Raw genomic sequence first — 25,786 nt, 5'->3', positions numbered from 1 at the left:
TTGTGTGCGCAAATGCGCGATATCAACCCTTGATGGATGTGATTCGGAAGCGCTCGATTATCAGGCCAAGGCTTGGCTCACCTGTGCCGCATGCCTGGCGTGCACATGCCGCAGTCAGGAAGCCAGGAGCGCCTTGTCAATCGCCTCATGCAGGCGATGCAAGCCGAAGGACACATCCGTGACCGTGCCATTGACATAAAACGCAGGCGTTGCACGCAAGCCCAGGTGCAGCCCGCCGGCCATGTGCTCCTGCACGCGCTGCAGGTAAACATGGTCGTTCATTTCATTCTGATAGCGCGGGATGTCCAGGCCGAGCTTACTGGCATAGCCCACCAGGTGCTTGTCCTCCAGATGCTGCTGGTGATCAAACAGCAGATCGTAAAACGCCCAGAATTTTCCCTGGGCCGCGGCCGCTTCCGAGGCCTCCGCCGCCAACTCGGCGTGGGGGTGCGCATTCTGGGGGAAATGGCGGTACACAAACCGCACTTGCCGGCCAAAATGGGCGTGCATGATCTTCATCGCAGCATGCGCCTGGCCGCAGGAGGCGCATTCAAAGTCGCCGTATTCAATCACGGTCACTCTCGCGGATGCCGGGCCCAGAATATGGTCGGTGGCCTCATCGGGCTTGAAAATCCGGTCAGGTTTCAGGTTGGCTGTCATGGCTTTCCCCTTCGACGGTGGACAGCACAATATGCGTCGCGCTGCACCACCAGCTTGACCAATGATCAATGAGACAGCGCTGGCAGGTAACTGTCAAGTCCCTACCATTACCCTGTTTGCTACCCGGCTTGCTGTCTGATCTTTAGCCCGTGCGAAGACCCGTCAGCCTGACGTTCCACTCAGCGCCTCGTCCAGCGCCTTGCAGGAGGGTGCGCACACGGCCTGGGACTTGCCCAGCACCTTGCGCGTGCCCATCAGTGAACGGGCGCGATGCTTGCCGCACAGAAAGCACGACATGGTGGCCGCCCCAAATGAGGCGGATGCCACAAAGGGCGAACCTGACACTTTGGACTTGTAGCGCAAGCCGTCAGCGAGGACGGTGGTTTTGATCTCAGTTTTGGCCATCGGCGGGGCCTTTCAGCGGGCGGTGCATGGCACGGTCTATGGCTTGTTTGGCTTCACGCTCCGCACTGAGCGAGGCGTCCAGTGACGAGCGGCACAAACCGGCATACTGGTAATTGAGGTTTTCGTACAGCTCTGCGGCGGCTGGGTGGGTATCCAGCAAGGCGCTCAGCGCCGTGCCCGATTCGACGTCACCGAACTCATCGAGCAGGTGCAGCACCACCGACCGGTATTGCTCGGCACCGACTGGCGCAGCACTGTGCTCCAGCCGTTCCAGAAGTTCGGCCAGTACATGGGCGACGGTCAGGTCCGTCTTTGAAGGCAGGGGTTTGGTAGCGTTCATGCCTCGGATTTGGGGGTTTTCTGCCGAAATGCAAGCATGGCAAGCCGCAAAGCGTTCTGAAAGCTATTCTAACCAGTTTTTACAACAAAAACCCTCTCCAGCCCAATATATATGTGCGCAAGCAGCTATATTTTTTATAGCAAATTACCAGGCAGAATCGGGCCGGACGGTGCATTGAATGTCGCCCATCGACCAACTGCACGCCAATCTCCGAGCTGGCGGTGACTTGGCCCTATAGACCTTATAGGCCCGATAACTTGGCCCTATAGCTTGGCGATCGAGACTTCCGTCGACTTGACTAGCGCCACCACATCGCTTCCGACAACCAGTTCGAGCTGGTCGATGGAGCGGGTGGTGATCACGGAAGTCACGATGCCCCAGGGGGTCTCGACATCGACCTCGGAAACCACATCACCACGGATGATTTCCTTGACCTTGCCTTTGAACTGATTGCGAACGTTGATGGCTTGAATGGACATGGTGCTTTTCCTTTTTTTGAAATAAAGCGGGTTAAGAAACGATCAAACGGGAATACTAGGGCCTGTTCACACTAATATTGGAGGAGCGAAGGGGTCCCATCGGGTTGCGACCAAAAAGGCCATGCGCGGCGTTGCAAAGCCTTGTCGGGGGCCTACCCCGACGGCGTTTGCGCCTTGCTCATGGCCTGCTTGATTCGCAACGCATCCTTCAATTGAACAGGCCCTAGATGGCCCAGCCAACTTGGGCAACCGTGCTGAACAGTAAATGGTCGCCGGGCTCGTGCTGTGGCTCTGCCCCCGAGACGCTGAGCACCCGGTTCAGAACCCGGGCCTCCAGCGCCGCAAATTCAGCGCTGCCACGCAGCCGGGGGCGTGGCAGTGTCACGCGCTCATCGAGCGCGATGCGGCCGTCCTCGATCAGGATCACGCGGTCGGCCAGCGCGACGGCTTCCTGCACGTCATGCGTGACCAGCAGGGCCGTGAACCCGTTGCGCTGCCACAGCCCCTCGATGAGCTGGTGCATTTCAATGCGGGTCAGCGCATCCAGCGCGCCCAGGGGTTCATCGAGCAGCAGCAGGCGCGGGTTGTGCACCAGGGCGCGGGCCAGTGACACACGCTGGCGCTGGCCGCCCGAGAGCTTGGCGGGCCAGTCGGGCTGCCGATCCGCCAGGCCGACTTGCGCCAGCACTTCGGCGGCCGCCAAGTACTGCGGTTTCGGCAAACCCAGCGCCACGTTGTCAACTACCCGCCGCCAGGGCAGCAGGCGCGAGTCCTGAAACATGATGCGGGTGTCTTCACGCAAGCCCGCAATGTCCCGGCCATCAATGCGCAGCGTGCCGGTAGTGGCCGATTCGAGCCCGGCAACCAGGCGCAGCAGCGTGCTTTTGCCACAGCCGCTGCGGCCCACGATAGCGACAAACTCTCCGGGTTCAATGGTGATGTTGGTGTTGCTCAGTACTTCGCGCTGGCCGTAGCGTTTGTGGAGATGGCGCACCTCAAGGCGCACGCCGCGGGTTTCAGTTTCAGATAGCTGGTCGGTCATGCGATGCCCTTCATGCTGCAGCATTTTGATAGCCGGGGTGCCAGCGCAGCCAGGTGCGCTCCAGACTGCGCGCCAGCACATCAGCGGCCTTGCCAAGTGCTGCATACAGCAGGATGCCCACCAGCACCACGTCGGTTTGCAAAAATTCCCTGGCGTTCATGGTCATGTAGCCGATGCCGGCCTGCGCCGAGATGGTTTCCGCCACGATGAGAATCACCCACATCAGACCGAGCGAAAAGCGCAGGCCCACCAGAATCGAAGGCAAGGCGCCCGGCAAAATGACTTCGCGGTACAACCGCCAGCGCGACAGGCCATAGGTGCGGGCCATTTCTATCAGGCCCGGATCCACATTGCGAATGCCGTGAAAGGTATTGATGTAAAGCGGAAAGAACACCGACACGGCAATCAGGAACAGTTTGGCCGTTTCGTCAATGCCAAACCACAGGATCACCAGCGGAATCAGGGCCAGGGCCGGAATGTTGCGAACCATCTGGATGGTCGAATCCAGCAGGGTTTCAAACACCCGGACCGAGCCGGTCAGCAAGCCCAGCAACAAGCCCAGCCCGCCCCCGATGGCCAGCCCCGCCAGTGCCCGCCCGGCACTCACCTTCACGTGCGTCCACAACTCTCCGGACGCCCCCAGCCTGGCAGCCGCCTTCACCACCTCCAGCGGAGCCGGCAACACCCGGGTAGACAGCCAGCCAAGAGACGAAAAAATCTGCCACAGCACGATCAGGCCGACCGGCACCAGCCAGGGCAATAGTCGCAGGGCCACCCGTTTTAAAAACGCCTGGATCGAAGCCCAGGGCAAGCCAAAATCGCCTGTCAACGGCAAAAAACCAAACCCGGGCGCATCAATCAGATCGGGCAAAGGGGTGACCTGGATTTCACGGGCGGGACTGCTCATGCGGCACTCCTTGGGCGGGGTCGGGTTGCAAAAACTCCAACTGGTTGCCCACCGGATCCCTGACGTAAAAGCGAAGGTGGCCAGGCAAGGGGCGGGATTCGTCCAGCACGATGTTCTGCGCCAGCAAGCGCTCTCGCAACCGCGGAAGGTCGTGCACTTCAAAGGCCAGGTGCGCCAGCGCTGAACCCTCGGCCCATTGCTCGGTGGGTGCCAGATCAATCCTGTGGCTGCCTGCGACATAGCGCTGTGTGCTGCCCGTGGTATGCGGCAGCTCGGTCAGGCCCAGCAATGACGCATAAAAATACCGGATCGCCGTTTCACGGCCCAATGGAAATGCGAGCTGTACATGGTTGATGGAATGGATGGTCATGCGGCTTCGTCCTTCAGCTTTGCGACACGCGCGGCAGGTAGTCGTTGGCAACGACTTCCCCGAACGGCCCCTGCAGTGCGCTTGCTGACAGCCGGTCACGCAGCTTGCGCGGCAACAACGGAAACACCAGCTCTGCAAAGCGGTAAGCCTCTTCCAGGTGCGGGTAGCCCGACAGCACAAAGGTGTCCAGCCCCAATGCAGCGTATTCCTCGATACGCGCGGCCACGGTTTTCGGATCACCGACCAGGGCTGTGCCCGCGCCACCGCGCACCAGGCCCACGCCGGCCCAGAGGTTGGGGCTGATTTCGAGGTCGGCGCGTGTACGCTTCTTGCCAGCCGCATGCAGCGCGGCCATGCGGCGCTGCCCTTCCGAGTCCATGCGCGAAAACGCTGCTTGGGCTCGGATCACGGTGTCGTCATCAAGTCGGCTGATCAGGTTTTCAGCGGCTTGCCAGGCCTCATCGTCGGTCTCGCGAACAATCACATGCAGGCGGATGCCAAACTTCACGGTGCGGCCCCCGGCGCCGCCGGGCCGCCCCAAGGCGCCGGACGCCCCCTCGGGGGGCAGCGAAGCGTGGGGGTCTACATACTTTGCCGCACGCGCGCGGACATCAGCCACTTTTTTGGCCACTTCGGCCGGTGGTTCGCCCCAGGTCAGGTAGGTATCGACCTGCTCCGCCGCCAGATCGTGAGCCGCTGGCGACGAGCCCCCGAAATAAACCGGTGGATAGGGCTTTTGCACCGGGGGGTACAGCAACTTGGCGCCTTTGACGCTCAAATGCTTGCCTTCGTAGTCAAAGCTTTCACCGTCATGGCTGCGCGCGATGACTTCGCGCCAGATCCGGATGAATTCGGCCGACTGCTCGTAACGCTGCGCGTGGTCCAGGTACACCCCGTCGCCTTCGAGCTCGGTCTGATCGCCGCCGGTGACCAGGTTGATCAGCAGGCGGCCCCCGGAGAGCCGGTCAAACGTGGCGGCCATGCGCGCTGCCAGGCTGGGCTGGTGCAGGCCCGGCCGCACCGCCACCAGAAACTTCAGGTTCCTGGTCACGGGCAACAGGCTGGAGGCAATCACCCACGGGTCTTCACAAGACCGGCCGGTAGGGATCAGCACGCCTTCGTAACCCAGGCTGTCTGCGGCCACCGCGACCTGCTTCAGGTAGTCGTGGCTGAGTTCGCGCGCGCCTTCGGCCGTACCCAGGTAGCGGCTGTCGCCGTGGGTGGGAATAAACCAGAACACTTGCATGCTTATGCCTCCTTATTTACGTTCAAGCTGCGCCAGACGCGTGCCGTCAGGCCGCCAGACAATCTCGGCCACCGTCACGGGCTTGGGAATCAGGCCCAGTTTCAGAAACGCATTGGCAACACGCTGCTGGTCGGCCACCGTGGCGGCGCTCAGCGGGCTCACCGGCGACTTCGGGCGACGCTGGATAAACAGGCTCACGACGCCAGCGTCCAGGCCGCTGAAGTCGGAGATCAGCTTGATGACGTCCTTGCGGTTGCTCTGGACAAAGGCGTCGGCCCGCGTCAGCTCTTCAAACAGCACCGCCAGCACCTGCGGGTGCTGCGTGGCCAACGGGCGTGAGGCCAGGTAAAACGAGTTGTTGCTCGTCAGGTCACGCCCGGTGGCCAGGGCGCGCGGTTTGATGGCCAGCTCAATGGCCGCGTAAAACGGGTCCCAGATGGCCCAGGCATCGACACTCTTGCGCTCGAACGCTGCACGCGCATCGGCTGGCGGCAGGTAGATGGGCTGGATGTCGCTCCATTGCAGCCCGGCTTTTTCCACCGCGCGCACCAGCAGGTAATGGGCGCTCGAGCCTTTTTGCAGCGCAATCTTGCGCCCTTTCAGGTCGGCCAGCGTTTTGAGTGGCGAGTCGTTCAGCACCAGAATCGCCGAGCTGTCCGGCTTGGGTGGCTCCGCGCCGACATAGACGAGGTCTTTGCCGGCAGCCTGGGCAAAGACCGGCGGCGAGTCACCGGTCAAGCCGAATTCCAGGCTGCCCACAGACAGGGCCTCAAGCAGTTGCGGCCCGGCCGGAAATTCAGCCCAGGTGATTTTGGTGTTGGGAAAGCGCTTTTCCAGCACGCCCTGCTGTTTCAGAATCACCAGATTGACCGCCGACTTTTGATAGCCAATGCGCAATTGAGGCAGTTGAGACAGTTGAGGCAAATGCTCGAGCGCTTTTTCGGGCTTGACAGCCGCCGGCTGAGCTTTTGAAGCGCCGCTGCCCAAACCCCACAGCGCGGCCGTGGTGCCTATGACTCTCAGGAAACGGCGGCGCAGGAAAGCCGCGCCCGATAGGTTGAAGTTGCTCATGATGGTTTTTCCTGAAGATTCAAAGCGCGGATTTCCAGGCCGCTTCGCGCACGGCGATGGCTTTGGGAATCAGCTTGAGGTCAAAGAAGGTGTCGGCCAGTTTTTGCTGCTCTGCAATGACGCTGTCGGGCACGGGTTTGACGTTGAACTCATAACGGCGCAGGCTGAGTTCGACCACATCGACGGGCAGGCCTTGCAAGGGAGCAATCAGTTCGGCCGCCTTTTTCAGGTTGGACTTGAGCCAGGCGCCCCGCTCCACTGAATCGTCAAACAGTGCCTGGATCACTTTGGGATTCTTAGCCACGAAGCCGCGCTCGGCAAGGTAGTACTGGTAATTGTTGACCACGCCTTTACCGTCTGCCAGCACGCGGGCGCCGATGGCTTTTTCAGCAGCGGCCGAGAACGGATCCCAGATCACCCAGGCGTCCACATTGCTGCTTTCGAAAGCAGCACGCGCATCGGCCGGCGGCAGGTAGACCGGCTGGATATCGCTGAGCTTGAGGCCATTTTTTTCAAGCAGCTTGACCAGCAGGTAGTGAACGTTGCTGCCTTTGTTCAGCGCGACTTTCTTGCCCCTCAAGTCAGCCACGGACTTGATCACGGAGTCCTTGGGCACCAGAATCGCCTCGGCTTCAGGCGCTGCCGGGTCGTAGCCGATGTAGGCAAACTTCGCACCGGCTGCCTGGGCGAAGACTGGTGGCGCTTCGCCCACATAGCCGACGTCAACCGACCCCAGGTTCAGGCCTTCGAGCAGCTGCGGGCCGGCCGGAAACTCAATCCATTTGACGCTGGCATTGAGCGGTGCCAGCCGCTTTTCAAGCGTACCCTGAGCTTTTTGCAGCACAAACAGGCTGGCCGACTTCTGGTAGCCAATGCGCAGCTCGGCCGCTGGCTTGCTTTGAGCCCGAGCCACGGGCAGCAGCAGGAAACTGGCAATCACAGCCAGCGCAGCGGTCACCAGGAGGGCGATGCCCAATGTGCGCAAAGAGTGCCACCAGCGGCGGGACGGGACAGCGCTTTCAACGCTGTCGGTGGTGATTTGTGTCATGTTCATATCCTTTTCGTTGAGCGCAGGCAAAGCTCTTCCCTGCCGCCTGCACGGGCATTTATTCAAAAATGGGGAATCAAGGAACAGGCCTGCATGAAGGCCTGCGGCGATGCATCAAACGCTACATCGCACCCTGGAAAACGGCACGGGCTCGAACCCGGCCGTGGCTGGCATTCGGAAGCTCTCGGCCAGCAAAGTGAGGACCGCGTCATCAAGCCGGGCGGCAATGTCCGGGCCGACCGTATAACGCTTGTCGGCTGCCTGCGGGACTTGCGCGTCGGTAGCGTACACACCCGGCAAGATCTGGCGAGCCGACAGGGACTGCAGCACCGGCCGCAGCGTGTAATCAAGGGCCAGCATGTGATTGGGGCTGCCGCCGGTGGCCAGCGGCAGCACGGTTTTTTCTTTCAAGGCGGTTTGCGGCAGCAAATCCAGCAGCACTTTGAGCAGGCCGCTGTAAGCCGCCTTGTACACCGGCGTGGCCACCACAATGGCACGGGCCCGCGCCACCTGCGCTATCGCTGCGGCAATGGCCGGATGTCCCCATTCCGCCAGCAGTAGCGCCTGGGCGGGCAGCTCGCGGACGTTCAGGCGGTCAACCACGAAGCCGCTGCGCAGGGCCAGCCGATGGCTGACCGAATCAAGCAGCGCTGCAGAGCGGGACTGCTCTGATGGGCTGCCTGCAATCAGCAACACGGAAGGTTGTAGTGGCATTTTTATGGTTCTCCCTGATTTGCCTTTGACGTTCTTTGACGTTTATCCCTGACGTTTATTTCCTCACGTAAATCTGGTCAAACGATCCGCCATCGGCGAAGTGCGCCTTATCCGCCTTGGCCCAGCCACCAAAGGACTGGTCGATGGTGAACAGGTTCAGCTTGGCGAACTGCTTGGCGTACTTGGCCTTGGCCTTCTCGGAAACCGCCGGGCGGTAGAAATTCTTGCCCGCGATGTCCTGGCCTTCTTCCGAATAGAGGTACTTCAGGTATTCCTCGGCGACGGCACGCGTGCCTTTTTTGTCGACGTTCTTGTCGACGACGGCCACAGCAGGCTCGGCCAGGATGCTGAGCGACGGGGCGATGACATCGAATTTGGTGCCAAATTCCTTTTCCAGCAGGTAGGCTTCGTTCTCCCACGCAATCAGGACATCCCCCTGGGCGCGCTGCGCAAAGGTGATGGTCGATCCGCGTGCGCCGGTATCCAGCACCGGCACATTGCCGTAAAGCTTGGCCACAAAGTCTTTTGCCTTGGCGTCGCCGCCATATTTGCGCTTGGCGAACTCCCAGGCCGCCAAGTAGTTCCAGCGGGCGCCACCCGAGGTCTTGGGGTTGGGCGTGATCACGCTGACGCCCGGCTTGACCAGGTCGTCCCAGTCCTTGATGCCCTTGGGGTTGCCCTGGCGCACCACCAGCACGATGGTCGAGGTATAGGGCGAGGAGTTGTGCGCCAGCTTCTTTTGCCAGTCGGGGGCGAGCCATCCGCCGTTTTTCACCAGCGCGTCGGTGTCTCCCGCCAGGGCCAACGTGGCCACGTCAGCATCCAGGCCATCGATGATGGAGCGCGCCTGCTTGCCGGAGCCGCCATGCGACTGCTTGATGGTCACGTCCTGGCCGGTTTTGGCTTTCCAGTGCCTGGAGAATGCTGCGTTGTACTCCACATACAGCTCGCGGGTGGGGTCATAGGACACATTCAGAAGCGTCACCGCCGGTTGCTGGGCATGGCTGGCCAATACTGACCCTGCCAGCGCTACGGCCAATGCCGCACGGCTTGAAACATTGATAAAGTGACGGCGTGTACTCATGGTTTGCTTTCCGGTCCAAAAATGCATGTCTATGCGGGAAACTGGATTCTGAAAGCAGGCATTGAAAACTGGAACGAATAAGAAATCAGCTTCTTATTCCATAACTATCTTAAAACCACGAAAGAATATTTAAATGGCACGCATGGTCAAATGCATCAAATTGGGCAGAGAGGCTGAGGGCCTTGACTTTCCGCCCTACCCCGGCCCACTGGGCAAGCGCCTCTGGGAAGAAGTCAGCAAGGAAGCCTGGGCCGAGTGGATGAAGCAGCAAACCATGCTGGTCAATGAAAACCGCCTCAACCTGGCCGATGCCCGCGCCCGCCAGTACCTGGCGCGCCAGATGGAAAAGCATTTCTTTGGCGAAGGTGCCGACGTGGCCCAGGGCTACGTCCCCCCCACCAAGCCCTGAACACCCCAAAGACCGCGGATGCCCGAGCGCATTGAGTGGCTGCAAGACGGCACCCCCTACAGCCCGCGCTTTGGTGACCGCTATCGCAGCGAGTTGGGTGGCCTGGACCAGGCCCGCGAAGTGTTCCTCAAAGGCTGCGGCCTGCCTGCAGCCTGGGCCCAGCAGCCGCAGTGGCGCATTCTCGAAACCGGCTTTGGGCTGGGCCTGAACTTTCTGGTGACTTGGGCAGCCTGGAAAGCCGACCCGCAACGCCCGCGCCTGCTGCATTTCGTTTCTACCGAAGCCTTTCCGGCCAGCGCAGCCGATGTGCTGCGCAGCGCCGCCAGCCACCCCGAGCTGCTGCCCTTGGCCGAGCAGCTGCAGGCGCAGCTGTGGGGCTTGCTGCCGGGCTTTCACCGGCTGGTGTTTGAAGGCGGCCAGGTGCTCTTGAGCCTGTGCATTGGCGACGCCAAAGCCATGCTGCGCGAGCAGCAGTTTGAGGCCGATGCGGTCTACCTCGACGGCTTCAGCCCGCAGCGCAACCCGGAACTCTGGGATGTCCAGACCTTCAAGGCCGTGGCACGCTGCTGCCGGCGTGGCACGCGCGTGGCCACCTGGACGGTCGCGCGCAGCGTGCGCGACGCGCTGGCGCAGTGCGGTTTTGTGGTGCAAAAAACGCCCGGCATCCCGCCCAAGCGGGACAATCTGCAGGGCGAGTACAACCCCCGCTGGGAACCCCGGAAAGCGGCTGACACGCCCCTATTTGCCCAGCAGGCCCCAGGCAGCTGCGTGGTCATTGGCGGCGGACTGGCCGGCGCGGCCACCGCCGCCAGCCTGGCACGCCGCGGCTGGCGGGTCGAGGTGCTGGATGCCGCCAGCACACCGGCCAGCGGCGCTTCAGGACTGCCGGCGGGGCTGTTCGCACCGCAGCTGTCACCCGATGACAATGTGCTCTCCCGCCTGTCGCGCAGCGGCGTGCGCGCTACGCTGCCGCAAGCCAGTGCCTTGCTGCGTGAAGGGCTGGACTGGCAGGCTACCGGCGTGCTGGAGCACCGGCTCAATGGCAAGCTGGGGCTGCCCGCCGACTGGCCCGAGGCCGGACGGGACTGGAGCTGCGAAGCCACGCCGGAACAGCGACAGAGTGCAGGTTTTCCCGGCGACTCGGCCGACACCACGCCCGCCTGCTGGCACCGGCGGGCGGGCTGGATCAAGGCTTCCCAGCTGGCTAAGGCCCTGCTGGCGCATCCGGCCATCAGTTGGCGCGCAGGCGTGGATGTAGCGCAAATCCTGCCGCGCCCAAGTGACGCGCAAGAGCAAGGTCCCCGCTGGCAACTGCTGGATGCGACAGGACAAACGCTGGCCCAGGCCGATTTGGTGGTGGTGGCTGCCGCTTACGCCAGCCGTGAGCTGCTGGGTTGCCAATTACCCCTCCAGGCCATTCGCGGGCAAATGTCATGGGGCTGGCGTGAGGCGAATGAAGCCGCCGACGCCCCGGCCTTTCCCGCGCTGCCGGTCAACGGCCATGGCAGCTTCATCCCCCGGCTGCCCATGGACCAGGGCCATGCCTGGCTGGTCGGCGCCACCTTTGAACGCGACAAGGACAAGGCCCAAACCCGCCCCGAAGACCACCTCGCCAATTTCGCCCGCCTGCAAACCCTGCTGCCCGCCACCGCCGCGCACCTGGCCGCGCAATTCAGTGCGGGCAAAGTCAAGGCCTGGGCCGGCGTGCGCTGCGCCTCCCCGGACCGGCTGCCCCTGCTCGGGCCTGTCCCGGGTGCCGCCGCCCCCGGGCTGTGGGTCTGTACGGCCATGGGCTCGCGGGGCCTGACCTTTGCCCTGCTGTGCGCCGAACTACTGGCCGCCCGTTTGCATGGCGAGCCGCTGCCGGTTGAAAAACGCCTGGCCCAGGCGATGGATGTACAGCGCTTCTTTGCTGCCGATACTTGATGATTTTGGCCGGAATCCCTTGCAGAATATCTGCAGGCTGCTATATATTTCGTAGCAAATATTTGAGCCGGCCAGGGTGCAGCGGCTTGGCAAACGATGCTTTGGCGCCGGCAAACCAGGCCCGGATCGCCTGCGCACGCGACAGCGATCGAGCGGTGACAAACACATGCTCAATCACGGGCCGGACGGCCTCGATGTCCTTGAGCAACTGCCAGGGGTCCATGTCGGTCAGGCCCAGATCCACCACAACGAGGCGGTAAGTCCGGCTGTGCAGCAGTTGCAGGGCCTCGGCGCCTGTAGCAGCTTCATCCACCTCGAACAGTTTGGCGCTGGCCAGCTTGGCACGCCAGTACAGTCGGTCATCGCGCCCGGCATCGATCACCAGCACGCGGGCATCGGACGCATCAGGGGGTGCCGGGATTTCAAGCGGCATGGGGTCGGTGGGCGCCAGCGCATCAGAGGCCGGATCGACATCCCTGCCGAGGTCCGCAGGTTCGGAAGGAGGCTCCGAAAGAAGGTCCAGATCAAGGTCAGGCTCCATAGGCGTGGCGAACAATTCGTCCATGGCCTCCACCACGGCCGCCCACTGGATGGGGCGTTGAAAGACACGCCAGGCCGCTGGGGGTGCGGCCTCGCCGACCCAGATCAGCTTGAGTTGGTCGTGGGCCGGATTGGCCAGCTCCAGGGCAGCCTCCCAGCTTTGGCCATCGAGCAGCAGCACTTGCGCTTTTTCAGGCGCTTCGGCCGTCCAGGGGGCGTAAGCAATGCTGCTCGATTCGGAAAGCCGGAACACCGTGTTCAGCGCATGACGTTCAACGTCACTGAACCCGAAGACTTTTACAAAAATCCGCTTGACTGCCCCACCGACCGTATTTTGCATTTGTGCCGATTATGCGGGGATTCAAGCGGATTTCTGAGCGGCCCGGCCTGCAAACTCACTTCATGGCGGCAGCCGGGCGGCGTGCTTTCACGTAGGCATCATTGGGCAGGTAGGCTTTGCCGTCGGCATAACGCCACTGCGTCATGGTGCCCTTGTGGCCGCGCAGGTCCAGCTTGCCGACATAGGCGCCCATGGTGGACTGGTGGTCGATTGCGCGAAACTCCGCCGGGCCGAACGGGGTGGAAAACTTCAGGCCCCGCATGGCGCTGACCAGTTTTCCGTTGTCGGTCGACCTGGCCTTGGTAATGGCCGCAAAAATCGCCTGCATGGTGGCATAACCCACCACCGAGCCGACCTTGGGGTATTCATTAAAGCGGCGGTAGTAGTTGGCGGCAAAGCTGGCGTGCTCGCGCGAGTCGATCTGGTCCCAGGGGTAGCCCGTGACGATCCAGCCTTTGGGCGTTTCGTCCTTGAGCACATCCAGGTACTCCGGCTCGCCGGACAGCAGGGATACCACCGGCGTTTTCGGGAAAATGCCGCGCTGATTGCCTTCACGCACCAGTTTGGCCAGGTCCGCACCGAAGGTCACGTTGAAAATCGCGTCGGGCCGGCTTTGCATGGTCGCTTGCAGGGTGGTGCCGGCTTCGAGCTTGCCCAACGCAGGCCACTGCTCGCCGACAAACTCCACGTCGGGCCGCCTGGCCTTGAGCAGTTCCTTGAAGCTGGCGACGGCGCTCTGGCCGTATTCGTAGTTGGGCGCAATGGTGGCCCAGCGTTTGGCAGGCAGCCTGGCGGCCTCTTCCACCAGCATGGCCGCCTGCATATAGGTGCTGGGGCGCAGGCGGAAGGTGTAGCGGTTGCCCTTGTCCCAGACGATGGCATCGGTCAAGGGCTCGCTGGCAACAAACAGCCGCTTGTTCTTTTGCGCATGGTCGGCCAGCGCCAAACCCACATTGGACAAAAAGCCGCCCGCCAGCACATCGACCTTTTCCTTGGACGTGAGCTCAATCGCATGGCGCAGGGCTTCTTCGGGCTTGCCGGCATCGTCGCGGGCAATCACCTCGACCTTGCGGCCCAGCAAGCCGCCGGTGACGTTGATTTCTTCCACCGCGAGCTGCCAGCCCTGCCGGTAAGGCTGGGTGAACTGCGGCATCGTCGAGTAGCTGTTGATCTCACCAATCCTGATCGGATTTTTTGAGTCAAGGCCCAGAGACCATGCCATGGAGACCGCCGACGCCAGCAGCAGGGCGCCCAAAATGGCGCGTTTTGTTGATTTCACAACTTTTCCAAAAATAAGTCTTTTGACCACACGTGATCAGAACAGGACGACCTTGCAGTCTGAAGCAGAGGCTGAAAAGCAGGCACTGTAACAGCGCCCGGCCCTTTACGCCGCAGGCCATGCTTGCGCAGCGTATCGGCTGAAACCAAGAGGCAAGCAAAACCCTTGCCGGGCCGCATGAATGCTTGCAAATAAGCTTATTCGCATAAGTGAAGAACAAATGTGTAGTTTGTTTTCATAAGGACTGCTTTTACAGTTCCCGGCTTATGCATGACTTTGCGTTCATATTTGCCGGATTTGCCGTGGGCCTGGTCGTCGGCCTGACGGGTGTTGGCGGGGGCTCCTTGATGACGCCCCTGCTGATTTTCATTTTCGGCGTCAAACCGCATCTGGCCATTGGCACCGATCTGCTGTTTGCGGCCTTCACCAAAATGAGCGGCACCGTGCACCTGGCTCGTCAGCGCATGGTGCCCTGGCGGCTGGTGGGAGCCCTGAGCGCCGGCAGCATTCCTGCCGCACTCGCCACCCTGTATGTGCTGCACCTGGTCGGCCCTGCCGACCCGGCGGTCCAGCGTGTCATGACCACCACGCTGGGCGTGGCGCTGCTGCTGACGGCCATCGCCACCCTGTACAAGGCGATTCATGGCAAGCAGATTCCCCGCAGCCTGCCCCATGATCAGCTGGACAAAGCCACCACGCCACGCCACTGGAGCCTGCCCCTGCTCTTCGGCGCGGTGATCGGCACGCTGGTCACGCTGACCTCGGTCGGCGCCGGCGCCATTGGCGTGACCGTGCTGATGCTGCTCTACCCCCTGCTGCCGCTGCCCCGCATCGTGGCCGCCGACATTGCCTACGCCGTGCCCCTGACGCTGGTGGCAGGCCTGGGTCATGCCTCGCTGGGCTCGGTCGACTGGTCACTGCTGGCCAAATTGCTGGCCGGCTCGCTCCCCGGCATCTGGCTGGGCTCGCGGCTGGTGAGCAAAACGCCGGACCGCGTGATCCGCTCCCTGTTGTCCATGCTGCTGGCCTATGCCGGCGCCAAGCTGATAGCCATCTGATTTCATACTGATTTTTGACAGCCATGTACCAATACACCGAATTTGACCGCCAGTTTGTGAAGGCCCGCGCCAACCAGTTCCGGGACCAGCTCACGCGCTGGCAGGCCGGCCAGCTGGCCGAAGACGAGTTTCGTCCGCTGCGCCTGCAAAACGGCTGGTATGTGCAGCGCTATGCGCCCATGCTGCGGGTGGCCGTGCCCTACGGCGAGCTGTCGAGCGCGCAAGTACGGGTGCTGGCAAAAATTGCCCGCGATTACGATCAGCCCAAGGCCGAGCTGTTCCAGTCGGCGCAGGCCACGCAAGACCATCTTGGCCCCGTCGCGCTGAAAAATGGCTCGTCCGTCGGCTCCAAACTGAAGGCCGGCTATGCCCACTTCACCACCCGCCAGAACGTCCAGTACAACTGGATACCGCTCGACAAGTCGGCCGACGTGATGGACCTGCTGGCCAGCGTCAGCATGCACGGCATCCAGACCAGCGGCAACTGCATCCGCAACATCACCAGCGACGAACTGGCCGGCATTGCGGCCGATGAGATTGCCGACCCGCGCCCGTTTGCCGAAATCATGCGCCAGTGGAGCACGCTGCACCCCGAGTTTGCCTTCCTGCCCCGCAAGTTCAAGGTGGCCGTGACGGGCGCGCTGGAAGACCGCGCCGCCACCGCCTGGCACGACGTCGGCCTGCATTTGCTCAACAACGAGAGCGGCGAACTGGGCTTCAAAGTGCTGGTAGGCGGCGGCATGGGGCGCACCCCGGTCATTGCCACCACCATCCGCGAGTTTTTGCCCTGGAACCAGATCCTCAACTACCTGGAAGCCATCGTCCGCGTCTACAACCGTTTTGGCCGCCGCGACAACATGTACAAGGCCCGCATCAAGATTCTGGTCAAGGCTGAAGGCCAGCGCTTTATCGACGAGGTGGAATCCGAGTACCAGCAGATTCTGGAAGTCGACGGTGCACCGCACACCATCACGCAGGCCGAACTGGACCGCGTGTCGGCCTCCTTTGTGCCGCCCCAGCTGACCTGCAACCGGACCGACGCCGAGGCCAAAATCGCCAATGTGCTGCGCGCCGCGGCTGAAGACGACGTCGAGTTCTCGCGCTGGCTGCAGCAAAACGTGGCCCCGCACAAAAACCCCGATTTGCGCGCCGTCACGCTGTCGCTCAAGCGCCTGGGCTATGCGCCCGGCGATGCCACGGCGGACCACCTGGAAGTGGTGGCCGATCTGGCCGACAAATTCAGCGCCGGCGAGATCCGCGTCACGCATGACCAGAACGTTCTGCTGCCCTGGGTGCGTTGCGACCAGTTGCCTGAGCTGTGGAAAGCCGCCCGCAAGGCGGGCTTTGCCCGACCCAACATCCGCCTGCTGACCGACATGATCGCCTGCCCCGGCGGCGACTTCTGCTCGCTGGCCAATGCGCGTTCCATCCCGATTGCCGAGGCCATCACGCAGCGCTACCAGGACCTGGACGAGCTGCACGACCTGGGCGAGATCGACCTGCACATCAGCGGCTGCATCAACTCCTGCGGCCACCACCACAGCGGCCACATCGGCATCCTGGGCGTCGACAAGGACGGCAAGGAGTGGTACCAGATCACGCTCGGCGGCTCGGACGGCTCGACGCTGTCGGGTGCGCCGATTGCCGGCAAGGTTGTCGGCCCGTCTTTTTCAGCGGCTGAAGTGCCTGAAGTGATTGAAGCCGTGCTCGACACCTACCGCGCTGAGCGACAGACGGTCAACAACCGGCAGGAAACCTTTATCGACACCCTGCGCCGCGTCGGCGCCGAGCCCTTCAAGACCGCCGCCAATGGCGCACGTTTTGCCGCAGCGGCCAGCGCCGGTGCCGGTGCCGCCCAAACCGCCTGAAAGCGAAAATTACTATGAAATTGATAGCAGCTTCCGAACATTTCACGGGCACTACAGGCCAAAATGTCATTGAACTGGCCAATGACGCCGACCCCCGCGAGCTGTCGCTCGAAGGGGTGACGCGGATTGACCTGAATTTTCCCAAGTTCACCGACGGGCGCGCCTTCAGCCAAGCCTTCCTGCTGAGCCGCCGCCTGGGCTTCAAAGGCGAAATCCGGGCCACGGGCGACGTGCTGGTGGACCAGCTCGCGCAGATGGAGCGCAGCGGTTTTTGCAGCGCCGTGCTGCGTGCCGACCAGGACTTGGGCCTGGCCCAGCGCGTCCTTGGCAGCTACCCCGGCTATGGGGTGGGCAAATACCAGGGCGACGCTGTCGACGTGAGCCCGCATTTTGTAGCTACCCACTGATTTACGAGGCCCTACGCATGAGTGCCATTTCCCTCTACGCCAAGCCTTCGGCGAACTTCGCCCAAAAGCTCGAAGCAAGCAAGGCGCTGCTGCGCTCGGCGGCCGCGCAGTACACACCGCTGACGCAAGCCTCCAGCCTGGGCGCTGAAGACATGGTCGTGAGCCACCTGATTGCCGAAACCGGGATCGCCAGCAGCATTTTTGTGCTGGATACCCGCATGCTGCATGCCCAGACCCTGGCCCTGGTGGGCCGGCTGGAAGAGCGCTACGGCCTGCATGTCGACATTTACCAGCCGGACCCGGTGGCCGCTGACAGTTTTGTGGCCGAGTTTGGCAAGGATGCGATGTACCGCAGCCTGGAACTGCGCAAAGGCTGCTGCCACATCCGCAAGATGGAGCCGCTGGAACGCGCCCTGGCCGGCAAAAAAGGCTGGATCACCGGCCTGCGGCGCGAGCAGTCCAGCGCCCGCGCCGAGGTGCATGACGTGGAGCAGCAAGAACTGGTGATCAAGGGCGAAGCCGTTTCACGCGTGAAGATCAACCCACTGGCCGACTGGACCTGGGGCGATGTCTGGCACTTTATTGCGACGAACAATGTGCCCTACAACCCGCTGCACGACGAGTTCTACCCCAGCATTGGCTGCGCGCCCTGCACCCGTGCCGTCACGCTGGGCGAGGATTTTCGCTCCGGCCGCTGGTGGTGGGAGCAGGAAAGCGCCAAGGAATGCGGCCTGCATGTCGCCGCGGATGGTACCCACGAAGCCCAGGAACCCGCTGCTTTTGAGCCCTTGTCCAGCATCATCCCCATCAAACCCATACCCGCATGAACGCCCGAACCGAATCCCAGATGCTTAACCAGCCGACTCATGTGCTAAGCAATGCCCATCTCGACTCCCTCGAGGAAGAGGCCATCTTCATCCTGCGCGAGGTGGCGGCGGCATTCGAACGCCCCACGCTGCTGTTCTCGGGTGGCAAGGATTCGCTGGTGCTGCTCAAGTGCGCTGAAAAAGCCTTTATCGACAAGGAACGCGGCGGCCACATCCCCTACCCGCTGCTGATGATAGACACCGGCCACAACTTCCATGAAGTGACCGATTTTCGCGACTACCGCGCGCAGCAGCTCGGCGCCGACCTGATCGTGCGCAATGTGGAAGACTCCATGAAGCGCGGCACCGTGCGCCTGGCCCACCCGGGCGAGTCGCGCAACGTGCACCAGTCGGTCACGCTGCTCGAAGCGATTGACGAGTTCCGCTTTGATGCGCTGATTGGCGGCGCCCGCCGCGATGAAGAAAAAGCCCGCGCCAAGGAGCGCATTTTTTCGCACCGCGACGCCTTTGGCCAGTGGCAGCCCAAAGCGCAGCGCCCCGAACTGTGGACCCTGTTCAACACCCGCCTGCAGCCCGGCGAGCACTTTCGCGTGTTCCCGATTTCCAACTGGACCGAGCTGGACGTCTGGCAGTACATCGAGCGCGAGCAGATCGAGCTGCCTTCGCTGTACTACGCACACCAGCGCAAGGTGGTCGAGCGCAAGGGCCTGCTGGTGCCGGTGACCGAACTGACACCGGCTCGCGCCGACGAACAGGTGGTTGAAAAAACCGTGCGTTTTCGCACCGTCGGCGACATCACCTGCACCTGCCCGGTGGAAAGCCCGGCCGCGACGGCCGGCGAGATCGTGATCGAGACCCTGGCCGCCGACGTGAGCGAGCGCGGCGCCACCCGCATGGACGACAAAACCTCTGACGCTTCGATGGAAAAGCGCAAGAAAGAAGGGTATTTCTGATGAGCACGCCCACTATTGAAACGCCCAATACCGCGGCCGTTGCCAACGGCCAGGACACGCGCGCCGCGCTGCGTTTTGTCACCTGCGGCAGCGTCGATGACGGCAAAAGCACCTTGATCGGCCGCCTGCTGGTCGATAGCCGCGCCGTGCTGCAGGACCACCTTGCCGGCGTCCAGCGCGGCGGCGAGACCGATCTGGCCCTGCTGACCGACGGCCTGTCGGCCGAGCGCGAGCAAGGCATCACCATCGATGTGGCCTACCGCTACTTCAGCACCGAGATCCGCAAGTTCATCATTGCCGACGCCCCCGGCCACGAGCAGTACACCCGCAACATGGTCACCGCCGCATCGAGCGCCGATGCCGCCGTGGTGCTGGTGGACGCGACCAAGCTGGCCTGGCAGGCACCCTCGCCCGAACTGCTGCCGCAAACCCGCCGCCACTCGCTACTGGTCAACCTGCTGCGGGTGCCCTCCATCGTGTTTGCCGTCAACAAGCTCGATGCGGTGGACAACCCGGCCCTGGCGTTTGCCCATATCAGCGCCGCGCTGACGCAATTTGCCCAGCAGGCCGGCATTCCGGTCAAGGCCATCGTGCCGATCTCCGCCCTGGTTGGCTACAACGTGGTCGATGCCAATGCGGGCTGGTGCGACTACAGCGGCCCCAGCCTGCTGCAGATACTCGAGCATCTTTCAGCGACCCCGGCCGACACCACGCAGCCCTTCGCACTGCCCGTGCAATGGGTCGAAAAGTTCTCATCCAGCGCCGACACCTCCCAGGGGCGCCGCATTTTCTGGGGCCGGATTGCCAGCGGCGCCGTTCAGCCCGGACAGGAAGTCACCGTGCTGCCCAGCGGCCAGACCGCGACCGTCGCCCAGGTGATGAACCATGCGCGCCAACCCAAGGCCGTGCTGGCCGGTCACAGCGTGGGGGTGATTCTGGACCGCGAAGTCGATGTATCCCGCGGCGACTGGCTGCTGTCCAGCAGCGGTTTCGAGCCGCCCCTGGGCACGCGCGAAATCACCGCCACGGTGGACTGGATGGATGACGAGCCGCTGGTGCCGGGCCGCCTGTACTGGGCGTTGCAGGGCCACCGCTGGGTCAAGGCCAAAATCAAGCGCATCGTGAACCAGGTCAACATCACCACCCTGGAAAGCCATGAAGCCACACACCTCGAAGCCAACGCCATCGGCGTCGTCGAACTGGCCCTGCTGGAGCCCATTGCCGCCCGGCCATACAGCCAGTCGCGCGTGCTGGGCTCGCTGGTGCTGGTCGATACCGCTTCCCATAAAACGTCGGGTGCGGCATTGATTCAATAAACAAACCCGTCAAACAAGCGCATCCTCCGCATCACCCTTTCAACCGTAGCAAGCCGAAACACTTTAAAATCGAGGGTTTCCACCGACCTCGACTGAACCACCATGACCCACGTCGTCTCCGAATCCTGTATCAAGTGCAAATACACCGACTGTGTGGACGTGTGCCCTGTGGACTGCTTCCGCGAAGGCCCGAACATGCTGGTGATTGATCCGGACGAGTGCATTGATTGCGCCGTCTGCATCCCGGAATGTCCGGTCAACGCCATTTACGCCGAAGAGGACGTCCCTGCCGACCAGGTCGCTTTCATCAAGCTCAACCTCGAACTGTCCCGCCAGTCCGGCTGGAAAAGCATCACCAAGCGCAAGGAAGCCTTGCCTGAGGCTGAAGAGTGGAAAGACAAAACCGGCAAGCTGGCTGAGCTGATCCGCTAAGCGCACGTCAAGTGCACACAGCCCGCCGTCCAGTCCGCCACCTGCTGCCTGCCTGTCGCCTGTCAAACGCCAAGTCATAAAAATATGGAACCTCAACTCAATCAAGAAGTGATCAACACCGCGGCCGCGCACGATGGCCCCATCGAGACGGATGCCGTCATTGTGGGCGCCGGCCCGGTCGGCCTGTTTCAGGTTTTTGAGCTGGGCCTGCTGGAGATCAAGGCCCATGTGATTGACTCCCTCGCCTATCCTGGCGGCCAGTGCATTGAGTTGTACCCCGACAAGCCCATTTACGACATTCCGGCCGTGCCCGTGTGCACCGGCCAAGAGCTCACCGACTCGCTGCTCAAGCAGATCGAGCCTTTCGGGGCGACCTTTCACTTTGGCCAGGAAGTCAGCATTGTTGAAAAGCAGGAAGACGGCCGCTTTTATGTGGAAACCTCCAAGGGCACCAAGTTCCTGACGAAAACCATCTTCATCGCCGCAGGCGTGGGCGCTTTCCAGCCGCGTCTGCTCAAAGTTGATGGCCTCGATCAGTTCGACAACACCCAGCTGTTCTACCGCGTCAAAAACCCGGCCGATTTTGCCGGCAGGCACCTGGTGATCGTGGGCGGCGGTGACTCTGCCCTCGACTGGGCGCTGAACTTTGTGAACGACGGCCCGAACAAGGCCGAGAGCGTGATCCTGATCCACCGCCGCGACGGCTTCAAGGCTGCCCCTGCGAGCGTGGCCAAGATGCACGAACTCTGCGAAGCCTACGAGATGCAGTTCATCATCGGCCAGGTCACCGGCTATGAGGAAAAAGACGGCAAGCTCACCGGCGCGAAAGTCACGGGTGCCGACGGCGTCACCCGCGTGGTGCCCCTTGATGTGCTCCTGGTGTTTTTTGGCTTGTCACCCAAGCTCGGCCCGATCGCCGAATGGGGCCTGGACATTGAACGCAAGCAGCTCAAGGTCGACACCGAGAAGTTTTCGACCAACGTCCCCGGCATTTTTGCCGTCGGTGACATCAACACCTACCCGGGTAAAAAGAAGCTCATCCTGAGCGGTTTCCATGAATGCGCGCTGGCGGCCTTTGGCGCTGCGCCCTTCATCTTCCCTGAAAAGAAAATTCACCTGCAATACACCACCACCAGCCCGAAACTGCACAAGGTGCTGGGTGTGGAAACACCGGTGTTTGACTGATCGCCCGATCGCCTCAGCCCTGGCATGGCCCGACACCCTGCCATGCGGTCCGCCTCATTCGCAAGCCCACCACCCGGTGGGCTTTTTCTTTGGATTGGGGGCGACGCCTAAGCCCGAGGAATCAGAGTCTACCGAGACAGAAGACGTCTAAGTCGTTGATTCTAAAGTGATGGCCGTGCGACGGTTACCGCACTGGCAGCAAGTGCATGGCCACAGGTGCATGGCCATGGTTCAAGGGACCCTGGCCATGCCCGGTCTGCACCGTGGCCCCGGCTGCAATGGCCGCCAGAATGTAAGCACGCGCCAGTTCAACCGCTTGCGGCAAGCCATGGCCCAGCGCCAGGTAAGAAGCCATCGCCGAAGACAGCGTGCAACCCGTTCCATGCACGTTGCGACTGGCGATACGGCCGGCTTCATAGCGCTGCTCTGCGCCCTCCCGCTGCGTCAAGACATCCACCACCCGCTCACCCGTCAAATGCCCCCCTTTGAGCAACACGGCTTTGGCCCCCAGCGCCAGCAAATCCCGCGCCGCCTGGTCCAGGTCAGCCGCCGTAACAATCGCGCGCCCCAGCAGCAAGGCGGCCTCATCCAGATTGGGCGTGACCACCGCAGCACGAGGAAACAGCTCACGCACCAGCACCTCGGCCGTCTCCTGCGCGATCAGCCGGTCCCCGCTGGTGGCCACCATCACCGGGTCAAGCACCACCCGCTCCAGCTGGTAGTGGTCAATCGCCCAGGCCACCACTTTGACGATCTCGGGAGAGTGAAGCATGCCGATCTTGACGGCGTCCACGCCGATGTCTTCAATCACAGCCTGCAACTGGGCCTTGAGAAACTCAGGCGGCACACCGTGGATGCCCGTGACGCCTAGCGTGTTCTGTGCCGTCAGCGCGCTGATGGCCGTCATGCCATAGCAGCCCAGCGCACTGAAGGTTTTTAGATCAGCCTGAATGCCGGCGCCACCGCCACTGTCGGAGCCAGCAATCGACAGAACCCTGGCGTAGCGGTAAGTCGTGTTTTGGGATATGGCCTGTGTTGTCATGTGAAAATTATCAGGCATCTGGCTTGCTGCGCCATCAGCGCCTTATAGCCATGACGGCAACGCCAATTCCACGTGATGCACCCACGACGATATAGTGAGTGTCAGCACAGAAAAGTTGATGCGTCTCAACTCTGCATCAAGCCAAGCCTTCAAAAAGGCATAAAAGTCAGGCTATAATCTTAGGCTGTATTCCTCAATAGCTCAGTTGGTAGAGCGCCGGACTGTTAATCCGTAGGTCCCTGGTTCGAGCCCAGGTTGAGGAGCCAAGGAAAATGGTGTTTTAGCAACAGTTGGTTGCTGAAGACACCAGAAGAAGCCAAGTTGCAATCATTTGTTGCCACTTGGCTTTTTTGTTTTCGAGTCTTTCCTGCCCCTCTTTCGCAGAGCCTCAGGTAGCTTCAAGGTCAGCACCCCTTCCACCCGATCCGGATTTTTGTAGTGGGAGCGAAAATGTGAGATCTCGCTTTGCAAGGTCGGAGGCACGTCTTCTACTTTGAATGGGGCATCGGGTAAATCTGATGCTGATTTCCTCGGCCGACGATACGACTGCATTTCAAAGACGCGAAGGAGATCATCCAGAGTGATGGTTTTGACATCGAAGACACTGGGGGCTACGCCTTTTTTTGCTGCTGCCATTGGAGCAATGTAATGGTTACTGCGTGCTGCTGAGGCGCGCAATGGCAACCAAACGCATCACCCGAAAATGGGCTTCAGCGGCTGATTTCAATGGCAAAAGTTACCCGAAGCAGTCAGTGACTTTGTTTCTGTTCGAGCTTAATATGCGGGCGGAGGGGTCAAATGACGGGACAAGAATTTTCCAAGGCGGCACTAGATGACTGCCAGCTAACAATACGCGCGCTAGATGTGAAGTGTGGGGCGGTACTTGTTCTGCTACTGGCACCGCTGCCAAGCGTTAGTCGAATATTCAGTGCGATTGAAAAGCTGCCCGCAAGTTGGCCCCTGTTGCTTGGAGTGCTCTTTTTCGCGGCTTGGGCAGCGGCGATGTTGTCCCTAATCCGCGCTCTTGCTCCACTCGATAACCCATCTGTGCATCTGCTGGATAGCAAGTCTTACACCGGGGCGTACTATCGAGGCGGGCTCTACGAATTTGGATTCATTGACGCTCTTTTGAGGCGATCCGTAATCTTCGCCAATAAAAAGGTGGCTGATGCGATGCTGGATATTCCACAAACCGACGTTAGAGTTCAAGAAGAATTGACGTTTGAACACATGAAGCTTTGCTATATACGCGATGTGAAAATTCGCTTGCTGAAATGGGGCATCGGGTTTGCGGAGGCTTGGCTAGTATTTGGGACCGTGATTTATCTGATGGGCCGGTACCTTAACCCTTAAAGGCATGGTGATGTCTCTTCGCCGAGTAGAGCAACTACTTAAAACGCATTTTGACGAGGCTGAGGACGCCTTGGTAGATAAGGCTCCGTCTAGTTTGCGCAGAGGCGAAGGCACAGAGAAAAACTTTTTTATCATGAAGATTGATCTCGTTGGATCAACACAGCTTCTGTGGAGCAAGAGGCAAGCCACTTATCTAAAAATGGCCCATACCTTCTTGTCCACCGTGGATCGCATAACGCAGGACTACGGTGCTGATCCAGAGCAAGTCGAATATGCAGGAGACGGTTTATTTGCTTACTTCCCGGCCATTGAGGGTGCTGGTGAGAAAGTGCTAATTGCTGCCTTTTATGCGAAGGCAGCAGTTGACCGCATGGCAAATCTTGGCGGTGCGGTCGGTGCTTTAAAGCCGAGGTGCCGTATCGTATTGCACTATGCGCCTCTTACAGTTGCGCGAATTGGCCCTCGGGCCGGTTCGATTTTGTCAGCGATTGGAATGCCGATTCATAGGGTTGCAAAACTCGAAAAGGATATTGCCCCTGGCGTAGCTCGTGCCACTATCGAATTTCGGACGCAGCTTGACCGAAAGCTGTGGAAATATTTCGAAACTGTCTATAAAGAGGTGACTGTCGCGATCCCGGTGCCACCGCCACCTCCCCCACCACCACCACTTTCTAATAATTTTGGAAATATGGCGGCGAATACGGGATTGTTAGGCGCACTGCTTCAAGCACAGCAGCCGAAGAGACCATCGCTCAATAGCTTAATGCTCACTGACTATATGGCCCCCTCCATGCCGGCTGCACAAGCGTACAAAACCGAAAAAACTATAGTCGGCTACAACATTTGGTGGTCAAGATTGGCGGACGAACTTCATTAGGCCTAGTTTGCCTGCGCGGCATTCCGCCTTTATTGCCAACTAAGCAGCCACCCTATGCGAGGGTTTCCACCTGTTCAAAACCAGCATTTTGGTTCGTAGTGTGCCCCAGACGGGGAGCCAAATAAAACAAGGGCTTGCACAAAAGTGCAGGCCCTTTGTCTTTCTAGGCGTGATGAAACATGACAACTTCACCACGTTCCGGCCACCTCCCCCATTGCGTTCAATTCGAGACGCTGCGGACAACAGGTTTTCCGTCGAAAACTTGGCATACCGATCCACCATGATCCGTGACTTCCAGACTGCGTTCCTTGAGGTAATCCCGCTTCAACTCGAATTCGAGCCGCCAGACCTCTTGACCAGGCTCCCAGCCAGCAGGGCGCCATAACTCCGTGGCCCAGCCTTTCCCGCTATGGGCTAACTCTCGGGTTTTGTCATAGAGGCGAGCCGCAATCACTCCGCCCATGCCGATGGTCCAGCCGGTGAAGTGAATCGCCCCGGGTGTTGAGGAGGCTCCAACTTTTAAGAGAATGGAGCCATGAGAAAGTCAACCAAGTTTTCCCCCGAGGTGCGTGAGCGCGCTGTGCGCATGGTGCAAGAACACCGTGGGG

General features: G+C 61.1%; 28 protein-coding genes and 1 tRNA gene. 13 read left to right on the top strand and 16 right to left on the bottom strand.

The window, feature by feature from the left end; genetic code table 11:
• Positions 1 to 114: 114 nt before the first annotated feature.
• The 12 genes from V6M61_RS11220 to V6M61_RS11165 all read right to left on the bottom strand — a co-directional run bounded on the left by V6M61_RS11220 (position 115) and on the right by V6M61_RS11165 (position 9,366).
• Entirely contained in the window at positions 115 to 660 is a 546-nt protein-coding gene (locus V6M61_RS11220) for a DsbA family protein (protein ID WP_332776659.1), read from the bottom strand.
• Positions 661 to 822: 162 nt separating this feature from the next.
• A complete protein-coding gene (locus V6M61_RS11215; RefSeq protein WP_332776658.1) occupies positions 823 to 1,065 on the bottom strand; it encodes a hypothetical protein in 243 nt (80 codons plus the stop codon).
• Entirely contained in the window at positions 1,052 to 1,405 is a 354-nt protein-coding gene (locus V6M61_RS11210) for a hypothetical protein (RefSeq protein WP_332776657.1), read from the bottom strand. Before V6M61_RS11210 ends, V6M61_RS11215 begins: the two co-directional genes overlap by 14 nt.
• 263 nt (positions 1,406 to 1,668) lie before the next feature.
• Positions 1,669 to 1,884 (bottom strand): TOBE domain-containing protein, encoded by a 216-nt coding sequence (locus tag V6M61_RS11205; protein ID WP_332776656.1) that lies wholly within the window; start codon positions 1,882 to 1,884, stop codon positions 1,669 to 1,671.
• 223 nt (positions 1,885 to 2,107) lie between these two features.
• Positions 2,108 to 3,031, bottom strand: coding sequence for an ATP-binding cassette domain-containing protein (locus V6M61_RS11200; RefSeq protein ID WP_442957766.1), 924 nt, complete (start codon positions 3,029 to 3,031; stop codon positions 2,108 to 2,110).
• Positions 2,937 to 3,833: an aliphatic sulfonate ABC transporter permease SsuC gene (ssuC, locus tag V6M61_RS11195; protein WP_332776654.1), complete on the bottom strand. Its 897-nt coding sequence runs from the start codon at positions 3,831 to 3,833 to the stop codon at positions 2,937 to 2,939. Before ssuC ends, V6M61_RS11200 begins: the two co-directional genes overlap by 95 nt.
• On the bottom strand, positions 3,814 to 4,203 hold the full coding sequence (locus V6M61_RS11190; protein ID WP_332776653.1) for a VOC family protein: 390 nt from the start codon (positions 4,201 to 4,203) through the stop codon (positions 3,814 to 3,816). The genes ssuC and V6M61_RS11190 overlap by 20 nt, the downstream gene beginning before the upstream one ends.
• Before the next feature lie 13 nt (positions 4,204 to 4,216).
• Complete coding sequence (locus tag V6M61_RS11185) at positions 4,217 to 5,449, bottom strand: FMNH2-dependent alkanesulfonate monooxygenase (RefSeq protein ID WP_332776652.1); 1,233 nt, start codon at positions 5,447 to 5,449, stop codon at positions 4,217 to 4,219.
• A 12-nt stretch (positions 5,450 to 5,461) separates the two neighbouring features.
• On the bottom strand, positions 5,462 to 6,520 hold the full coding sequence (locus V6M61_RS11180; protein ID WP_332776651.1) for a sulfonate ABC transporter substrate-binding protein: 1,059 nt from the start codon (positions 6,518 to 6,520) through the stop codon (positions 5,462 to 5,464).
• Positions 6,521 to 6,539: 19 nt separating this feature from the next.
• Positions 6,540 to 7,574: a sulfonate ABC transporter substrate-binding protein gene (locus tag V6M61_RS11175; RefSeq protein WP_442957765.1), complete on the bottom strand. Its 1,035-nt coding sequence runs from the start codon at positions 7,572 to 7,574 to the stop codon at positions 6,540 to 6,542.
• A 108-nt stretch (positions 7,575 to 7,682) separates the two neighbouring features.
• On the bottom strand, positions 7,683 to 8,282 hold the full coding sequence (gene ssuE, locus V6M61_RS11170; protein WP_332776649.1) for an NADPH-dependent FMN reductase: 600 nt from the start codon (positions 8,280 to 8,282) through the stop codon (positions 7,683 to 7,685).
• A gap of 55 nt (positions 8,283 to 8,337) precedes the next feature.
• Positions 8,338 to 9,366, bottom strand: a complete 1,029-nt coding sequence (locus tag V6M61_RS11165) for a sulfate ABC transporter substrate-binding protein (RefSeq protein ID WP_332776648.1) — start codon at positions 9,364 to 9,366, stop codon at positions 8,338 to 8,340.
• 133 nt (positions 9,367 to 9,499) lie between these two features.
• On the opposite strand from V6M61_RS11165, the gene V6M61_RS11160 reads away from it, so the two are divergent.
• Together V6M61_RS11160 and mnmC are read left to right on the top strand one after the other, a co-directional pair.
• Positions 9,500 to 9,775 carry an oxidative damage protection protein gene (locus V6M61_RS11160; RefSeq protein ID WP_332776647.1) on the top strand — a complete coding sequence of 92 codons (276 nt, stop codon included), beginning with the start codon at positions 9,500 to 9,502 and terminating at the stop codon, positions 9,773 to 9,775.
• Between the two features lie 18 nt (positions 9,776 to 9,793).
• Positions 9,794 to 11,701 (top strand): FAD-dependent 5-carboxymethylaminomethyl-2-thiouridine(34) oxidoreductase MnmC, encoded by a 1,908-nt coding sequence (gene mnmC / locus V6M61_RS11155; protein ID WP_332776646.1) that lies wholly within the window; start codon positions 9,794 to 9,796, stop codon positions 11,699 to 11,701.
• A 40-nt stretch (positions 11,702 to 11,741) separates the two neighbouring features.
• On the opposite strand, the gene V6M61_RS11150 is transcribed toward mnmC, so the two are convergent.
• Together V6M61_RS11150 and V6M61_RS11145 are read right to left on the bottom strand one after the other, a co-directional pair.
• Positions 11,742 to 12,581 (bottom strand): response regulator, encoded by an 840-nt coding sequence (locus V6M61_RS11150; protein WP_332776645.1) that lies wholly within the window; start codon positions 12,579 to 12,581, stop codon positions 11,742 to 11,744.
• Positions 12,582 to 12,636: 55 nt separating this feature from the next.
• Positions 12,637 to 13,803: an ABC transporter substrate-binding protein gene (locus V6M61_RS11145; protein WP_332776671.1), complete on the bottom strand. Its 1,167-nt coding sequence runs from the start codon at positions 13,801 to 13,803 to the stop codon at positions 12,637 to 12,639.
• A gap of 323 nt (positions 13,804 to 14,126) precedes the next feature.
• On the opposite strand from V6M61_RS11145, the gene V6M61_RS11140 reads away from it, so the two are divergent.
• From V6M61_RS11140 to V6M61_RS11105, 8 genes are all read left to right on the top strand, one after another.
• The gene (locus tag V6M61_RS11140; RefSeq protein WP_332776644.1) at positions 14,127 to 14,918 is read left to right on the top strand and encodes a sulfite exporter TauE/SafE family protein; all 792 of its coding nucleotides are present in this window, start codon (positions 14,127 to 14,129) and stop codon (positions 14,916 to 14,918) included.
• A 23-nt stretch (positions 14,919 to 14,941) separates the two neighbouring features.
• Positions 14,942 to 16,786, top strand: coding sequence for a nitrite/sulfite reductase (locus V6M61_RS11135; RefSeq protein WP_332776643.1), 1,845 nt, complete (start codon positions 14,942 to 14,944; stop codon positions 16,784 to 16,786).
• A 14-nt stretch (positions 16,787 to 16,800) separates the two neighbouring features.
• On the top strand, positions 16,801 to 17,193 hold the full coding sequence (locus V6M61_RS11130) for a DUF934 domain-containing protein (RefSeq protein WP_332776642.1): 393 nt from the start codon (positions 16,801 to 16,803) through the stop codon (positions 17,191 to 17,193).
• A 17-nt stretch (positions 17,194 to 17,210) separates the two neighbouring features.
• Entirely contained in the window at positions 17,211 to 18,020 is an 810-nt protein-coding gene (locus tag V6M61_RS11125; RefSeq protein ID WP_332776641.1) for a phosphoadenylyl-sulfate reductase, read from the top strand.
• Positions 18,017 to 18,973, top strand: coding sequence for a sulfate adenylyltransferase subunit CysD (gene cysD / locus V6M61_RS11120; protein WP_332776640.1), 957 nt, complete (start codon positions 18,017 to 18,019; stop codon positions 18,971 to 18,973). The genes V6M61_RS11125 and cysD overlap by 4 nt, the downstream gene beginning before the upstream one ends.
• Complete coding sequence (locus V6M61_RS11115) at positions 18,973 to 20,289, top strand: sulfate adenylyltransferase subunit 1 (RefSeq protein WP_332776639.1); 1,317 nt, start codon at positions 18,973 to 18,975, stop codon at positions 20,287 to 20,289. Before cysD ends, V6M61_RS11115 begins: the two co-directional genes overlap by 1 nt.
• 102 nt (positions 20,290 to 20,391) lie before the next feature.
• A complete protein-coding gene (gene fdxA, locus V6M61_RS11110; protein ID WP_332776638.1) occupies positions 20,392 to 20,721 on the top strand; it encodes a ferredoxin FdxA in 330 nt (109 codons plus the stop codon).
• A gap of 84 nt (positions 20,722 to 20,805) precedes the next feature.
• Positions 20,806 to 21,906 carry an NAD(P)/FAD-dependent oxidoreductase gene (locus V6M61_RS11105; protein WP_332776637.1) on the top strand — a complete coding sequence of 367 codons (1,101 nt, stop codon included), beginning with the start codon at positions 20,806 to 20,808 and terminating at the stop codon, positions 21,904 to 21,906.
• A 184-nt stretch (positions 21,907 to 22,090) separates the two neighbouring features.
• On the opposite strand, the gene thiD is transcribed toward V6M61_RS11105, so the two are convergent.
• Positions 22,091 to 22,948 (bottom strand): bifunctional hydroxymethylpyrimidine kinase/phosphomethylpyrimidine kinase, encoded by an 858-nt coding sequence (thiD, locus tag V6M61_RS11100; RefSeq protein WP_332776636.1) that lies wholly within the window; start codon positions 22,946 to 22,948, stop codon positions 22,091 to 22,093.
• A gap of 190 nt (positions 22,949 to 23,138) precedes the next feature.
• Here thiD and V6M61_RS11095 point away from each other — a divergent pair.
• Positions 23,139 to 23,214 (top strand) — tRNA-Asn (locus tag V6M61_RS11095).
• A 61-nt stretch (positions 23,215 to 23,275) separates the two neighbouring features.
• Here V6M61_RS11095 and V6M61_RS11090 read toward each other — a convergent pair.
• Positions 23,276 to 23,584 carry a hypothetical protein gene (locus V6M61_RS11090; protein ID WP_332776635.1) on the bottom strand — a complete coding sequence of 103 codons (309 nt, stop codon included), beginning with the start codon at positions 23,582 to 23,584 and terminating at the stop codon, positions 23,276 to 23,278.
• Positions 23,585 to 23,746: 162 nt separating this feature from the next.
• Here V6M61_RS11090 and V6M61_RS11085 point away from each other — a divergent pair, with 162 nt between their 5' ends.
• Together V6M61_RS11085 and V6M61_RS11080 are read left to right on the top strand one after the other, a co-directional pair.
• Positions 23,747 to 24,301: a hypothetical protein gene (locus tag V6M61_RS11085; protein ID WP_332776634.1), complete on the top strand. Its 555-nt coding sequence runs from the start codon at positions 23,747 to 23,749 to the stop codon at positions 24,299 to 24,301.
• Positions 24,302 to 24,311: 10 nt separating this feature from the next.
• Positions 24,312 to 25,178, top strand: coding sequence for a hypothetical protein (locus V6M61_RS11080; protein ID WP_332776633.1), 867 nt, complete (start codon positions 24,312 to 24,314; stop codon positions 25,176 to 25,178).
• The last annotated feature ends 608 nt before the right edge of the window (positions 25,179 to 25,786 follow it).

Source organism: Polaromonas sp. (genome assembly GCF_036676035.1).
GTDB lineage: Bacteria > Pseudomonadota > Gammaproteobacteria > Burkholderiales > Burkholderiaceae_C > Polaromonas.
The sequence above is the reverse complement of the archived record's forward strand: the minus strand, read 5'-3'. Positions and strand labels throughout refer to the sequence as shown.

Coding starts and splice junctions, on each gene's coding strand:
- V6M61_RS11220 (WP_332776659.1), bottom strand. CDS start 660: ATGACAGCCAACCTGAAACCTGACCGGATTTTCAAGCCCGATGAGGCC.
- V6M61_RS11215 (WP_332776658.1), bottom strand. CDS start 1,065: ATGGCCAAAACTGAGATCAAAACCACCGTCCTCGCTGACGGCTTGCGC.
- V6M61_RS11210 (WP_332776657.1), bottom strand. CDS start 1,405: ATGAACGCTACCAAACCCCTGCCTTCAAAGACGGACCTGACCGTCGCC.
- V6M61_RS11205 (WP_332776656.1), bottom strand. CDS start 1,884: ATGTCCATTCAAGCCATCAACGTTCGCAATCAGTTCAAAGGCAAGGTC.
- V6M61_RS11200 (WP_442957766.1), bottom strand. CDS start 3,031: ATGCAGCACTTGGCAAGGCCGCTGATGTGCTGGCGCGCAGTCTGGAGC.
- ssuC (WP_332776654.1), bottom strand. CDS start 3,833: ATGAGCAGTCCCGCCCGTGAAATCCAGGTCACCCCTTTGCCCGATCTG.
- V6M61_RS11190 (WP_332776653.1), bottom strand. CDS start 4,203: ATGACCATCCATTCCATCAACCATGTACAGCTCGCATTTCCATTGGGC.
- V6M61_RS11185 (WP_332776652.1), bottom strand. CDS start 5,449: ATGCAAGTGTTCTGGTTTATTCCCACCCACGGCGACAGCCGCTACCTG.
- V6M61_RS11180 (WP_332776651.1), bottom strand. CDS start 6,520: ATGAGCAACTTCAACCTATCGGGCGCGGCTTTCCTGCGCCGCCGTTTC.
- V6M61_RS11175 (WP_442957765.1), bottom strand. CDS start 7,574: ATGAACATGACACAAATCACCACCGACAGCGTTGAAAGCGCTGTCCCG.
- ssuE (WP_332776649.1), bottom strand. CDS start 8,282: ATGCCACTACAACCTTCCGTGTTGCTGATTGCAGGCAGCCCATCAGAG.
- V6M61_RS11165 (WP_332776648.1), bottom strand. CDS start 9,366: ATGAGTACACGCCGTCACTTTATCAATGTTTCAAGCCGTGCGGCATTG.
- V6M61_RS11160 (WP_332776647.1), top strand. CDS start 9,500: ATGGCACGCATGGTCAAATGCATCAAATTGGGCAGAGAGGCTGAGGGC.
- mnmC (WP_332776646.1), top strand. CDS start 9,794: ATGCCCGAGCGCATTGAGTGGCTGCAAGACGGCACCCCCTACAGCCCG.
- V6M61_RS11150 (WP_332776645.1), bottom strand. CDS start 12,581: ATGCAAAATACGGTCGGTGGGGCAGTCAAGCGGATTTTTGTAAAAGTC.
- V6M61_RS11145 (WP_332776671.1), bottom strand. CDS start 13,803: ATGGCATGGTCTCTGGGCCTTGACTCAAAAAATCCGATCAGGATTGGT.
- V6M61_RS11140 (WP_332776644.1), top strand. CDS start 14,127: ATGCATGACTTTGCGTTCATATTTGCCGGATTTGCCGTGGGCCTGGTC.
- V6M61_RS11135 (WP_332776643.1), top strand. CDS start 14,942: ATGTACCAATACACCGAATTTGACCGCCAGTTTGTGAAGGCCCGCGCC.
- V6M61_RS11130 (WP_332776642.1), top strand. CDS start 16,801: ATGAAATTGATAGCAGCTTCCGAACATTTCACGGGCACTACAGGCCAA.
- V6M61_RS11125 (WP_332776641.1), top strand. CDS start 17,211: ATGAGTGCCATTTCCCTCTACGCCAAGCCTTCGGCGAACTTCGCCCAA.
- cysD (WP_332776640.1), top strand. CDS start 18,017: ATGAACGCCCGAACCGAATCCCAGATGCTTAACCAGCCGACTCATGTG.
- V6M61_RS11115 (WP_332776639.1), top strand. CDS start 18,973: ATGAGCACGCCCACTATTGAAACGCCCAATACCGCGGCCGTTGCCAAC.
- fdxA (WP_332776638.1), top strand. CDS start 20,392: ATGACCCACGTCGTCTCCGAATCCTGTATCAAGTGCAAATACACCGAC.
- V6M61_RS11105 (WP_332776637.1), top strand. CDS start 20,806: ATGGAACCTCAACTCAATCAAGAAGTGATCAACACCGCGGCCGCGCAC.
- thiD (WP_332776636.1), bottom strand. CDS start 22,948: ATGACAACACAGGCCATATCCCAAAACACGACTTACCGCTACGCCAGG.
- V6M61_RS11090 (WP_332776635.1), bottom strand. CDS start 23,584: ATGGCAGCAGCAAAAAAAGGCGTAGCCCCCAGTGTCTTCGATGTCAAA.
- V6M61_RS11085 (WP_332776634.1), top strand. CDS start 23,747: ATGACGGGACAAGAATTTTCCAAGGCGGCACTAGATGACTGCCAGCTA.
- V6M61_RS11080 (WP_332776633.1), top strand. CDS start 24,312: ATGTCTCTTCGCCGAGTAGAGCAACTACTTAAAACGCATTTTGACGAG.